The following is a 12370-nucleotide window of genomic DNA, read 5'->3' as shown; positions in this document are numbered from 1 at the left end:
GAGCGGATCGGAATGATTGCGCCAAAGGAAAAAGGCATTATATTCGACATGGACAATACGATACTCCGTTCGAATATCGATTTCAAACGCATGAAGCTTCAAGTGCATGCATATTTGGTCGGCCATCATATCGTGAGCGAATCTATCGCTTTGGACGAGTTTACTTCATCCACTTTAATCGAGCTTGCCCGCTCCTCACCGCGATTCACCGCACAAGCGGAACAAGCGGTCTGGGACATCGTCACGGAGCTGGAGCGGGAAGGGATGAACGATGCGGGACTTGAGCCGGGAGTTGAAGAGGTTCTGGAGCAGCTGCGGCCCGCTTGTCATTTAACGATATTGACGAACAACGCGAAGGATGCGGCGGTAAGAGCGCTGCGTACGACAGGGATTGAACATTATTTCGAACATATTGTCGGCAGAGAGCAGGCCGGCTTAAAGCCTTCTCCGGCCGGGGTGCAATGGATCGTCAATTCATATCCGCATGTGTCGAAGCAGCATTGGCTGGCCATAGGAGACGCGTGGATCGACGGGAAATCGGCGATCGATGCCGGTGTACGCTTCATAGCCTATCAAGCCAACCGTTCCGAGCTGGAGCGCAGAGGCGTCGTTCCTACCGCTTACATCGAATCGATGGCAGACGTTATCCAATACATTTGAATCGGGAGGATCATCATTATGCCTCAATTAACGGCAAGAGGAATCAGCGTTGAAATTTTGGCATCCATCAGCAAGCCGCTCGTGGAAGAGCTGGCCGATATTTGCAAATGCGGAACGGATAACTTTACGGTGGATTGTTTGAATGTCGTTTCCGTGTTTGACGGACAAGTGTGCGAAACGTTTCCGTTTATCGAAGTGGCCTGGTTTGAGCGGGGCAGTGAAGCGAGGGATCGCATAGCGGAAGCGATTACGAGATACGTCCGCTCGGTTGGTATTCTGGAGCTGGAGATTGCGTTTAAGGTGTACCGGGAAGACGGGTATTATGTGGGCGGCGTGCCGTGCGGATAAGACGGATATACATATGGCACTATATCGCGCGTCACCGATATTTTTGGACCAATACCAGCGGGGGGATCTTATATGGGTTATGTAGAAGATATTAGAGCGCTCGTCGGCCATCGTCCGCTTATATTGGTCGGGGCGGTCGTCATCGCTGTCGATTGCGATGGACGGCTGCTGCTGCAGCAGCGGAAGCATCCGTACGGATCATGGGGAATTCCTGGCGGGCTCATGGAATTGGGAGAATCGGTGGAAGACACGGCAAGAAGAGAACTGCTTGAAGAAACGAATTTGAAGGCCGGTGAGCTAAAATTAATTAACGTGTATTCCGGCCAAGGTCAATTCATCCGAGCGGCTAACGGTGATGAATTTTATGCCGTTACAACTGCCTTTTATACGAAAGAAATTACCGGGGAGCTCGTGGTGGACAAGTCGGAAGCGCTCGATTTCGTTTATTATAAGCCGGATGAACTCCCGCAGCAGATCGTCAAGAGCCACAAAAAAATAATAGATGAATTTATGTCGCGTCATTATCGCAATCTTTGATTTCGCTCCGCAGCATATGCTGCCCACGAGCGTTAATGGATGAACAACGTGCATAAGTTGATTTGAAGCAGCCCGGGCTACACCCGCACAAAGACCGCCGATGGCGGTCTTTGCATTTTCAGGACGACATCATATAAGCGGCGAGCCGAGCCGAATCTATCCGGTCGTTCACGAAAATGTAAGAGCAGGATGAATCTTCGTAGTAAGTTTCCAAGCTCTCTAATTCCTAGTGTTATTCAACAATAAAAACGGCTCTCAATTCGATTCTTGATATAAGCTCTCTCTATGGAGTCGATCGAAATAAACGATTTCATAAATAGCTTTCGAAATTTTATAATGAAATAAAGGTACCATTGAACACAACGGGACAAGACAGAAGGAGTGAGCTCAGATGGCTGGAAACAGTTTCGGAGAGTCGTTTAAAATTACAACGTTTGGCGAATCGCATGGGGCCGCGGTCGGCGTCATCGTCGATGGCGTTACACCGGGTGTGGACATTGACGAACAATATATTCAGATTCAAATGGATCGCAGAAAACCCGGTCAATCGACCGTTACTTCGCCGCGCAAAGAATATGACATCGTGAACATATTGTCGGGTACCTTCGAAGGCAAGACGACGGGAACGCCCTTGTTCATCATATTGTATAACAAGGATATGAGGCCTGAGGCTTACGACGATATTAAGCACAGCTTTCGTCCGGGGCATGCCGATTTCACTTATTTGGAGAAATACGGCATTCGGGATCACCGGGGAAGCGGTCGGGCTTCCGGCAGGGAAACGGCGGGAAGGGTGGCGGCAGGCGCCGTAGCGCGCAAAATGCTGGAGCGCAGAGGCGTGTCGATTCTCGCTTACACGAAGGAGATCGGCGGTATCGAATGCCGCGACTACGTCGAACAAGCAATTGAAACGAATCCCGTAAGAGCCTGCGATCCTGAAGCGGCCTTGAAAATGGTGGAGAAGATCGAAGCGCTTGCCGCGATTGGCGATAGCTGCGGCGGTATCGTGGAATGCCGGATCCGAGGCGTCAAGTCCGGCCTCGGCGAACCCGTGTTCGATAAAATGGATGCCGATTTGGCTAAAGCGATGCTGTCCATCGGCGCCGTCAAAGGGATTGAATTCGGAGCCGGATTCGCCGCGTCGAAAATGCTCGGCAGCGAGCATAACGATCAAATGAAGGCCGGCCATTTTATAACGAATCATTCCGGGGGGATGATCGGCGGAATCAGCACGGGCGAAGAAATTGTATTTCGGGTGGCCATCAAACCGACGTCTTCCATCTCCGTTCCGCAACAGACCGTCAATCAAAACGGGGAAGACCATATCATCGTTACGAAAGGCAGACATGATCCCTGCATTTGCCCTAGAATCGTGCCAGTGGTCGAGGCGATGGCTTGTCTGGTCATAGAGGATCACTACAAGCGCCAAGCCGCCACTCATTATTAATCTTCCTAAAACGTGGTGTATCCCGAAAGCGGGCTGCTCTTAACAAGCGGCTCGCTTTTTTTAAATTACCGTTCACTCGCTTGTTTATTGTGCGTCGGCATCCATCTGGAGATAGCAACCGGCTAGCCGCGTTCTGGATTATTTTGCATAAATCCGCAAACGGGAAAAGGAAAATGTCGATTTCCGACGAAATCACATAGAAGCGTTTTTCGTTCGCCACGAACAGTTACAGACATATGGCGCCAATTCGGAGGGAGCAAGATGAAGCAGATTGGCAGGGGCCGGACAGCGGACATTTTTGAGTACGGCGAAAATAAAATTTTGAAGCTTTACAGGAAAGGCTTTCCCGAAGATTTCATTCAACGGGAGTTTGATGCCAGTCAATTCGTTTGTTCATTGGGCATTCCTTCGCCGCATGCATACGAACTGGCGCGCAAAGAAGGCAGGCTGGGCATCGTTTTTGACCGCGTAAACGGCGTCTCCATGCTGAGCGCGATGTCTAAAAATGTTTGGTTGTTGGGCAAACACTCCACAACATTAGCCGCGCTGCATTATGATTTGCATACGCAAAGCGCGCCCGGACGCCTTAGGAAACAAAAAGCCGTTTTAAGCGAACATATCCAAGCGGCCCAGTTGCTAACCGAAGAAGAAAAAGGCCGCATTTTGCGTTACTTGAAGGCGCTGCCTGATGATGACAAGCTGTGTCATGGCGATTTTCATCCGGACAACGTGCTGGTTGGAGACGGGATCCGGATTATCGACTGGATGACCGGCATGTCGGGCAATCCGGCCGGCGATGCCGCCCGATCGATTCTGCTGTTAAGTTATGGAACGATGCCGGACGGAACGCCCAACATTGTTAAAGCGATCGTTCAATTCATGAGAAACAAAATAAGGAAAGGATACACCAAACATTATTTGGAGCTCTCGGGACAACCGTATTCGAATATCGACAGCTGGATGCTGCCGGTAGCTGCCGCCAGATTGGTAGAGTGGATACCGCCGGCGGAAAAAAACAGCTTGCTTGAGCTCATCCGGGAGCGGCTTGGATCGATTCCGATGTAAACCATCAAGCAATTGCTTGTAGAAAGGGCGTCAGTCATGATAAAAGCCATCCTCTTTGACTGCTACGGCACGCTGGTTGATACGGGCAGCGGTTCCATTAAGGCAGTCCGGCAAATATTAGCAAAGAATAAAAGCACGGTGAATGCCGAGCAGTTTTAAACCGAATGCTACGTTTTTCGAACGGTTGTTAAGCAAATTGAAGCTGGGGCCGCACGAAGTCGTTTATGTCGGAGACTCGCCGGTTGACGATATCGAAGGTTCCGCTCAAGCGGGGATACGCAATATTTGGGTCAATCGAAAACGAGATACGTTTACCGGGGCTATCGTGCCGACGTACGAATGCGCGGATTTGCACAGCATTTTGGAGTGGATATACTCCGACCCAACGCATTGACGAGAATCAACAGCCGAAATACCGCTGTTGTTTACAAAGCGTTAAGTTCAAGAATATACTGTAACTAATATGTGTGCAATATGTACAAGCATTGATCAGGGCGGGCATTGTTGTGCGCCTGCTTCGCATCAGTGTAATTTTTGTGTTTTGAAGGAGGCCATTTTATGAAGCTTCGCTGTGCGATTTTGGACGACTATCAACAAGTGGCGTTAACAGCTGCGGATTGGTCGCGGATTTCGGACAAAGTCGAGGTCAGAAGCATCCATCGGCATATTGATAATCCGGATGAGCTGGTCGGTCAGATCGCCGATTGCGAGATTGTCGTGATTATGCGTGAACGGACTCCTTTTCGCGCGCCTCTTCTTGCCCGGCTTCCCCGTCTGAAGCTGCTCATTACGACAGGCATGCGCAATGCGTCGATTGATTTGGCTGCAGTCGCTTCGCAGGGAATCACCGTTTGCGGCACGGGAGGTGCCGGCAACGCAACCGCCGAGCTCACGTGGGCGTTGATTTTGGGGCTCGCCCGCAACATCGTGCCGGAGCACAACGCAATTCGGAGCGGTCAGTGGCAGAGTACGATCGGTGCGGATCTATACGGTAAGACGCTTGGGGTGCTTGGGCTCGGAAAGCTGGGCAGCAAGATCGCCAAGTTCGGCCACGCGTTCGGCATGGATGTCACGGCGTGGAGCCAAAATTTGACGAAAGAGCGGGCCGACGAGGTTGGCGTGAGATTAGCCGCCTCCAAGGAGGAGCTGCTGGAGAGCAGCGACTTCGTGTCTATACATCTTGTATTAAGCGACCGGACAAGAGGCTTGATCCGTGCCGCGGATCTCAAGTGTATGCGTCCTTCGGCATATCTGATCAATACGTCTCGCGCACCGATCGTGGATCAAGCCGCTCTGGCCGAGGCTTTGCAGAACGGCTGGATCGCCGGGGCTGCAGTAGATGTGTTCGAGGTGGAACCGCTACCGAAGGATCACATCTTCCGGTCGCTTCCGAATCTGTTAACTACGCCGCATATCGGCTATGTATCGAAAGCGAATTATGAGGCTTTTTATAAAGACGCAGTGGAAGATATCAAAGCCTATTTATCCGGAGCTCCGGTTCGCACGCTTTCTTGATCGCATTGAACAAATTTTATACTGCGCGCCGTTTTTTAAAAAAGTCTCCGTCATCGACCGACGGGGACTTTTTTATCTTACGAACGCTGATTGAACAGCCGTGAAGTTAACGTTTTGGCATATTCGGACGGCGTCATGCCTGTCGTCTTCTTGAATTGGCGCGAAAAATAATGAAGGCTGTTGTAGCCGAGCAGCTCGGAGATTTCCGTTAAATTGTAGTTGTTTTCGCGGATGTACCTTTTGGCCGTTTCGATCTTCAGATGGTTCCAGTATTCCATCACGCCGCGCTCCTGCCTGTTTTTGAAAATAATGCTCAGATTGGATTTGCCGACGCAAAAATGGCTGCACAACTGGTCGAGCGACAGCGTCCCGTGCAAGTTCTGCTTCATGTATTCGATGACGTTGTCGAACAGATCGGCCTCCCGCTTTTCTTTGACCGCGGTAGGTGCCTTCCGCCACTCTTGCTGCACCGCATGGTTGCGGATGAGAGAAACGAGCAATATTTCCAAGTACGAAACAAACAGCTGCTCGCTCGCGAACGGCCGGTCGTTCGGATTCGCTATCAGCCGGACGGTGCCGTGGGTCGGATTCGGACCGAAGGCATGGAAGCTTTCTTTGAGCAGCAGCGCCATGATCGACCGTTCTTCGCTGCCCAGGTGAAACCATTTGTTTTGTTTGAAAAAAGCAAGCGAGGGCGCATCGCATTCGAAAGTGACGAGGAAGACGTTCGGCGCGATTTTCCCGTTGGTGCGTGTGCTGTGAAACTCGTTCGGCTCGTGAACGAGCATATCGCCCTGCTTGAGCAAATACATGCCGCTGTCTGTAGTCACCTCGATTTCGCCTTTATCGACGTAATACACTTCCCAGAAATCATGCCGCTCGCCATTAAAATAATAATTTTTGGCAAACTCAAAATAATGGCACGATATCAGCTTTTCAATAAAGATTTCCCGGCTAACGTTGTACCGCTCAAAGAACATGCGAAGCAGCTCCTTTCTGCGCCTTCGTGTGTAGTTCTATCCTATTTTCTATGCGTGAAGAACAATTCCTTCCGAGTGCAAAATGTATGGAACATTGTATAACTTTCAGTGAAAAAAGAAAGTCGAATCGGATAAATCTTATATTCCGTTTTCTTATTATAATAGCGGTAACCTTCAATTAAGGAGATGGAGTCATTGTTAAAAATCGGATTAATCGGGCTCGGGTACATGGGCCGGATGCATTTCAGCTGCTACAAGAAATTGGAGGAAGCCAGCGCGGACGCTCGATTGACGGCGATATGCGACGGCGATGCATTAAAGTTCCAAGGCATATTCGCAGGCGGCAACATTCAGGTGCCAAGCGGCCAATTCGACTTTAGCCCGTATCGTCAGTACACCGATATTGACCGGATGCTTGAAGAGGAGGAGCTCGACATGGTCGATATCGCGCTGCCGACCTATTTGCATGCGGAAGTGGCGGTCAAAGCATTGAACAAAGGAATTCACGTGCTGTGCGAGAAACCGATGGCGTTGACGTCGGCACAAGGGGAGGCGATGATCCGGGCGGCGGAGCAGTCCGGGAAAAAGCTGATGATCGCGCAGTGCCTGCGTTTTTGGCCGGAGTACGAATATTTGAAAGAAACGGTGGAAAGCGGCCGTTACGGTAAAGTACTCGGGGCGTATTTCTTCCGCGGCGGGCATCCGCCAAAGTGGACGTTCAACGACTGGATGATTAAGGAGAGTACAAGCGGCGGAGGCTTGCTTGATTTGCATATTCACGATGTCGATCTTGTCCATTGGCTGTTTGGCAAGCCGCAATCGGTCTCGACCATAGCCCGGAGCGTGCTGCCGGAGAGCGCCTACGACATTTTGTCCACGAATTACTTGTTTGACGACAATAAAGTCGTAAATACGCAGATCGACCGGTCGCTCGGAGGCGAGTTCGGCTTCGAGATGGCTTACCGCGTCAACTTCGAGGGGGGCAATCTGTTGTTCGAGAACCGGGTGCTCAAAGACAATCCAAACGATGGGAAAGGCTTTGTGCCGCAGCTGCCGGCAGAGAACGGCTATTACCGCGAAATTCGCTACTTTATCGATGCGGTTCAGCACGATAAGCCCATTGAAAGATCAGCCCCGCATGATTCGTTAATGACGTTGAAAATTGTCGAAGCGGAGAAGCGCTCGGCCGACAGCGGAGGCATCAGAGTTACGGTTGCCTGATACGTCGGCGCCGTCGATGGAGCGATTCAATAGATCTCGTCCAGCATACGGTCGGCGAACACAACGATTTGCTTTTGCGAGGAAGATACAGACTGCTAACTTAAAAGGAGGAGACCGATGGAAATCGGAGTTATTAACATACTGAAAAATAACGGAAATTGCTTTGAACATGTCAGTCAATTCGGCCTTAACGTCTGCCAGTTGATGTGCTGGAATCCGGAGATGGCAACCAAGGAAGTGTTCGATAACGTCATTCGCGAGTCGAATCGGCATGGCGTGCGCATTTGTGCCCTCTGGGGCTGGGTGCCGGGTCCGGGCAAATGGAACTTTACAGAAGGACCGGTTACGCTTGGCCTCGTTCCGTCACAATACCGCGAGGAGCGGGTGAACATTTTGAAAACATGGGCGGATTACGCAGCCTACATCGGGGCCCCGGCGCTCATAACGCATTGCGGCTTTATTCCGGAAAATATGACCGATCCGGAATACCCTGGCGTCGTCGAAGCCATCCGTGAAGTGGCGCAGCATTGCGAGAAACTAGGGATCGGCTTCTGGTTCGAGACCGGGCAGGAAACGCCGGTCGTGCTGCTACGCACCATCGAGCGGGTAGGCACGTCCAATCTTGGGATCAACCTCGACCCGGCTAACCTGATTTTATACGGCAAAGGCAATCCGATCGACGCCCTCGACGTCATTGGCAGTTATGTCCGCAACATTCATGTGAAGGACGGTTTGTACCCGGAAGGCGGCAATGCACTCGGCAAAGAAGTTCCCGCGGGACAAGGGAAAGTGCGGTTCCCGGAATTTATCGCCAAGCTGCAGCAAATCGGGTATACCGGTGAGCTGATTATCGAGCGGGAAATATCCGGCGATGAGCAAATTCGCGATATTCGGGCGACAATAACCAATTTGAAACGATGGATGGGTGAGGAGGAGCTTCAATGAATTTGTTAACGACGTTAAAGGGTTCGCTCATGGAAGGGTATTTTCCGCAGGGCTGGGATTTGGAAAAAATCGACCGCTGCGCCAGCCATGGGCCGGCGGACGTGTTCGTGCGGGAGCCGCATTGGCATGAACGCTTCCAGCCGGTATCTTGCGGGTCGGTGCATGATTTTGAAGTGTATATGGGCCACGAGATCGCGCTGCAAATTAAGGCGGCCCGCGAGAACAGCCAGAAGCTGGCCATCATCTTCCCCGTCGGTCCGATGGGGATGTACCGATGGACCGTCTTTTTCTTGAAAAGCTGGAACGTCAGCGCGTCCCACGTACACGGCTTCAACATGGACGAGTGGAGCGATGCCGACGGCTTAACGCTGCCTCCATCGAATCCGGGCGCGTTCCAGTATGCAATGGAACATTCGTTTTACAATGTGCTGGGGGAGCTGACCGTTCCCGAGAACCAGCGCCATTTTGCGACCCGTGACACATTGCCTACTTATGCGGAACAGATCGCAAAGTTGAAGAACGAAGGCGCGAAGCTGGTCGTCGTCTACGGGATCGGCCGCGTGTTTCATATCGCGTTCTGGGAGCCTCACTTTGCAGGAGAATATGAGAGCGAAGCGGCTTGGCGCGCGCAGACCCATCGCGTCGGGGCGAGGCTTCATCCGCTGACGATCGAGCAAAACGCGATCACCAGTTTCAAAAGCCGGACGACGCTTGTACCGTGCTATGCGAATACGATCGGCCCGGGACTGTTTCTTGAGGCGGACTACGCGATCGGCGGCGCGGACGGCGCCTTGGGGCGGGGCATGATGTGGCAGGGGATGTCGCTGTGGACGACATTGAAATACGGTCCGAATCCGTGGATCCCGTCATCCTACATGCCGACCATGGCAGGGAAACTGTTCTTCCTGGAGGAGCTGGCCGGTCCGCTCGAGCCGGAATTGAACTGAGCTTCCATTAACTCGAAAAGGAGTTCTCCCAATGAACATTTTAGCAGTAGGCGCGCATCCGGACGATATCGAAATTTCTTGCGCCGGAACGTTGGCCAAACTGAAGCAGGCGGGTCATCACATCGTATTGTGCCACGCTTGTAAAGGGGATAAAGGCCATTACCATATTCCGGCCGACGAGCTGACCGAAATTCGCCGCCAGGAGGCAAGGGAAGCGGGCGCGCTCATCGGAAGCGAGGTGCTTTCGCTCGAATTCGGCGACGGTGAAATCATCGCGGACAATCAAGAGAACCGGATGATGTTCGTCGATATGGTTCGCTATGCGAAACCGGATATCGTCATTACGCACGCGCCGAACGATTATATGCCGGATCATATCGCCGTCAGCCAGCTCGTCTTTTACGCGACATTCTTCGCGACGCTTCCGAACATGAAGACAAGCAGCGAGGCGGCGCAAAACGTGTCGGCGCTCTATTATATGGATAATTTGTCGGGGCTCGGCTTCGAGCCGACTTTCTACGTCGACGTTACCGATCATTTCGCGACGAAGATCGAGATGCTGTCGAAGCACCAAAGCCAGCTCGTTTGGCTGAAGGAGCACGACAACGTGGACATCGTCGATTTCGTCACTACTTTCGGCAAAACGAGAGGCATTCAAGCGGGCTGCACGTATGCCGAAGCGTTCGTGCAGCATCTGGTCTGGACCCGGCCGAACGCCGTTCGGTTTCCGGTATGACCAATACAATCTATGAGAAAAACGGTTCCGGGTCGTTCGCGCCCTCGAGCCGTTTTTCAATTTCAATCGGCAACCTATCATGAAAGGAACGGGAGGGGAGGATGGCGGCAAAATTAATCGGTAATCAGAGCGCCAAGCTTCTTGCCCCGTCCCGAGTACTTGCTTAAGTGTGCGTCAAGCTCCATTTTCATAGGGCCGGCAGAATCGGTTTGGTTCAAAATTCGGCGAGTTTTCTCTACGAATCCCCAGTTCAAGCAGCCGGTTAACCATAGGAGAGAAGGCAGCCTTTCCCAGTCCTCCGGATACATGAAATCGGCAGCCCCATAGCCCTCGAGCAGGCTATGAGCAAGGGCAGGGGAAAACTCGTGCGAGGACAAACCTTCGGCGCGCGAATACCATTTGACCAGCCACGCCAGCGCTTCGACCCGCTCCGTGTACCCGATGTGTTCAAAATCGATGATGCCGATCAACTGTTCCTTGTCATCCCATAAAATATTTAATGGATTCAGATCCGATTGCATCAAAAATTCACGGGTCGACTTATAGGCGTGCTCGATATGCTTTTTTGCATCGGCTATGTAAGGCAAGAGCAGCTCCCGGCATTCGGGCGGTGCGGCGCAGGCGGCTTCTTCCAGCAGGCCCAGAAAAGTGCGGCTTCCTTCGCGATGCGATATTTTGGGCAGGGAACATTCGTAATCGGCGACAAGCGTGTGCAGCTGCCGGACCATGGCTCCCATCTTTGAAGCGACGCTTGGCGAACAGCGGGTAATATGCTGCCCTTCGATCCATTCGAACAGAAAAAAACGGTACTCCGCACCGTTCCAAATGAACTTGTGGTATGCATTCCCCGACAGTGCTGCGACCGGACGCATAAACGGGATGCCATTGTCGTTGAGAAAATAAATGAATTGCATTTGCTCGGCCAAAATCGTATCCGTTAGCGGCAAAAAGACATCGTGCTCATACCGTTTGCCGCTGATGAACCTTGCGGAGTAAGCCTTCTCTCCGATTCTGATTTTGAAATGATCGTCGCCGTGAAAATGTTTCTGCATGGTTGTCTCGATAACGAGGCAGTGAGGAATGAGATTATAAGCAGCCAGCGCTTGTTGAAGCATGTCCATTTGTTTATCCAAAGTCATCCTCCTTATGAGCGTCCGATCCGCTGTTTACAGGAGCGGGTTTGGTTCCGATGACGACTGTGGCGTCCATTTCATCGCACCTTGCGATCTGCGGAATCAATCCGCAACGAGCGAAGATTTGGGCGGACTGCGGCGCTTGACGCTCGCTTGCTTCGACCAACAGATGCCCGCCCGGCGCGAGCCAGCGGCTCGCTTCGACGGCGACTCTCCGCTGGATGTCAAGGCCGTCCGCGCCCCCGTCGAGCGCGACCCGTGCCTCATGGATGCGAGCTTCCGGGGGAAGAAGCTCGATCGCTTCGGTAGGCACGTAGGGGACGTTGGCGATCAGGACATCGACGCGTCCCCGCAGCGCTGCCGGCAGGGGTGCATACAGATCGCCTTCGTACACGCTTCCGCCGAAGGCAGCGACGTTGCGGCGAGCACATTGCACCGCAACAGGGTCGATGTCGGCGGCGTGCAATTCGAGCCGGTCGCAGACCGCGGCAAGCGCCGCACCAAGCGCTCCCGAGCCGCAGCATAAATCCACCGCGACCGCTCCCGGATGGGCGAGGGCGGCGGCTTGGCGTACGAGCAACGCGGTGCGTGGACGCGGGACGAACACGCCCGGGTCCACCGCGATCCGCAAACCGCAAAATTCCGCCCAGCCGACGATGTGCTCGAGCGGCAAGCCTGCGGCACGCCGGTTCACCATGGCGTCGAGATCGGCCGGTGTCCGTGCCGATTCAGCAAGCAGCCGAGCCTCTTCTTCGGCGAAAACGCAACCGGCGGCACGCAGTCTGGAGACGATGCTTGACATTTCATGTCGTATGTTCATTTATTCCTTTCCGACC

The 12370-nt window shown here is 52.7% G+C and carries 15 protein-coding genes; 12 read left to right on the top strand and 3 right to left on the bottom strand.

Annotated features, from left to right (window positions below; genetic code table 11):
* The first annotated feature begins 12 nt into the window (after positions 1-12).
* The 8 genes from ACFQI7_RS02710 to ACFQI7_RS02675 all read left to right on the top strand — a co-directional run bounded on the left by ACFQI7_RS02710 (position 13) and on the right by ACFQI7_RS02675 (position 5572).
* A complete protein-coding gene (locus ACFQI7_RS02710; RefSeq protein ID WP_218096862.1) occupies positions 13-660 on the top strand; it encodes an HAD family hydrolase in 648 nt (215 codons plus the stop codon).
* A gap of 18 nt (positions 661-678) precedes the next feature.
* Complete coding sequence (locus tag ACFQI7_RS02705; protein WP_218096861.1) at positions 679-1008, top strand: DUF1904 family protein; 330 nt, start codon at positions 679-681, stop codon at positions 1006-1008.
* Between the two features lie 72 nt (positions 1009-1080).
* The gene (locus ACFQI7_RS02700; protein ID WP_218096860.1) at positions 1081-1545 is read left to right on the top strand and encodes an NUDIX hydrolase; all 465 of its coding nucleotides are present in this window, start codon (positions 1081-1083) and stop codon (positions 1543-1545) included.
* Positions 1546-1936: 391 nt separating this feature from the next.
* A complete protein-coding gene (gene aroC / locus ACFQI7_RS02695) occupies positions 1937-2992 on the top strand; it encodes a chorismate synthase (RefSeq protein WP_218096859.1) in 1056 nt (351 codons plus the stop codon).
* A gap of 261 nt (positions 2993-3253) precedes the next feature.
* Positions 3254-4057, top strand: coding sequence for a phosphotransferase family protein (locus tag ACFQI7_RS02690; protein WP_218096858.1), 804 nt, complete (start codon positions 3254-3256; stop codon positions 4055-4057).
* Positions 4058-4093: 36 nt separating this feature from the next.
* Positions 4094-4216, top strand: a complete 123-nt coding sequence (locus tag ACFQI7_RS02685; protein WP_268966793.1) for a hypothetical protein — start codon at positions 4094-4096, stop codon at positions 4214-4216.
* A complete protein-coding gene (locus ACFQI7_RS02680; RefSeq protein WP_218096857.1) occupies positions 4200-4451 on the top strand; it encodes an HAD family hydrolase in 252 nt (83 codons plus the stop codon). Before ACFQI7_RS02685 ends, ACFQI7_RS02680 begins: the two co-directional genes overlap by 17 nt.
* Before the next feature lie 164 nt (positions 4452-4615).
* The gene (locus ACFQI7_RS02675) at positions 4616-5572 is read left to right on the top strand and encodes a D-2-hydroxyacid dehydrogenase family protein (protein ID WP_218096856.1); all 957 of its coding nucleotides are present in this window, start codon (positions 4616-4618) and stop codon (positions 5570-5572) included.
* Positions 5573-5649: 77 nt separating this feature from the next.
* Here ACFQI7_RS02675 and ACFQI7_RS02670 read toward each other — a convergent pair whose 3' ends face one another.
* Complete coding sequence (locus tag ACFQI7_RS02670; RefSeq protein ID WP_218096855.1) at positions 5650-6552, bottom strand: AraC family transcriptional regulator; 903 nt, start codon at positions 6550-6552, stop codon at positions 5650-5652.
* Positions 6553-6747: 195 nt separating this feature from the next.
* Here ACFQI7_RS02670 and ACFQI7_RS02665 point away from each other — a divergent pair, with 195 nt between their 5' ends.
* From ACFQI7_RS02665 to ACFQI7_RS02650, 4 genes are all read left to right on the top strand, one after another.
* Complete coding sequence (locus ACFQI7_RS02665; protein ID WP_218096854.1) at positions 6748-7773, top strand: Gfo/Idh/MocA family protein; 1026 nt, start codon at positions 6748-6750, stop codon at positions 7771-7773.
* Positions 7774-7890: 117 nt separating this feature from the next.
* Positions 7891-8718, top strand: a complete 828-nt coding sequence (locus tag ACFQI7_RS02660; RefSeq protein ID WP_218096853.1) for a sugar phosphate isomerase/epimerase family protein — start codon at positions 7891-7893, stop codon at positions 8716-8718.
* Positions 8715-9665 (top strand): sugar phosphate isomerase family, encoded by a 951-nt coding sequence (locus ACFQI7_RS02655; protein WP_218096852.1) that lies wholly within the window; start codon positions 8715-8717, stop codon positions 9663-9665. Before ACFQI7_RS02660 ends, ACFQI7_RS02655 begins: the two co-directional genes overlap by 4 nt.
* A 31-nt stretch (positions 9666-9696) precedes the next feature.
* Entirely contained in the window at positions 9697-10401 is a 705-nt protein-coding gene (locus tag ACFQI7_RS02650) for a PIG-L deacetylase family protein (protein ID WP_218096851.1), read from the top strand.
* Positions 10402-10514: 113 nt separating this feature from the next.
* Here the strand turns inward: ACFQI7_RS02650 and ACFQI7_RS02645 are convergent, their stop codons facing one another.
* Together ACFQI7_RS02645 and ACFQI7_RS02640 are read right to left on the bottom strand one after the other, a co-directional pair.
* Positions 10515-11534, bottom strand: a complete 1020-nt coding sequence (locus ACFQI7_RS02645) for a phosphotransferase enzyme family protein (RefSeq protein WP_218096850.1) — start codon at positions 11532-11534, stop codon at positions 10515-10517.
* On the bottom strand, positions 11527-12354 hold the full coding sequence (locus tag ACFQI7_RS02640; protein WP_218096849.1) for a putative protein N(5)-glutamine methyltransferase: 828 nt from the start codon (positions 12352-12354) through the stop codon (positions 11527-11529). Before ACFQI7_RS02640 ends, ACFQI7_RS02645 begins: the two co-directional genes overlap by 8 nt.
* Positions 12355-12370 lie beyond the last annotated feature (16 nt).

Source organism: Paenibacillus allorhizosphaerae, from assembly GCF_042659105.1.
Lineage (GTDB): Bacteria > Bacillota > Bacilli > Paenibacillales > NBRC-103111 > Paenibacillus_G > Paenibacillus_G allorhizosphaerae.
The sequence above is the reverse complement of the archived record's forward strand: the minus strand, read 5'-3'. Positions and strand labels throughout refer to the sequence as shown.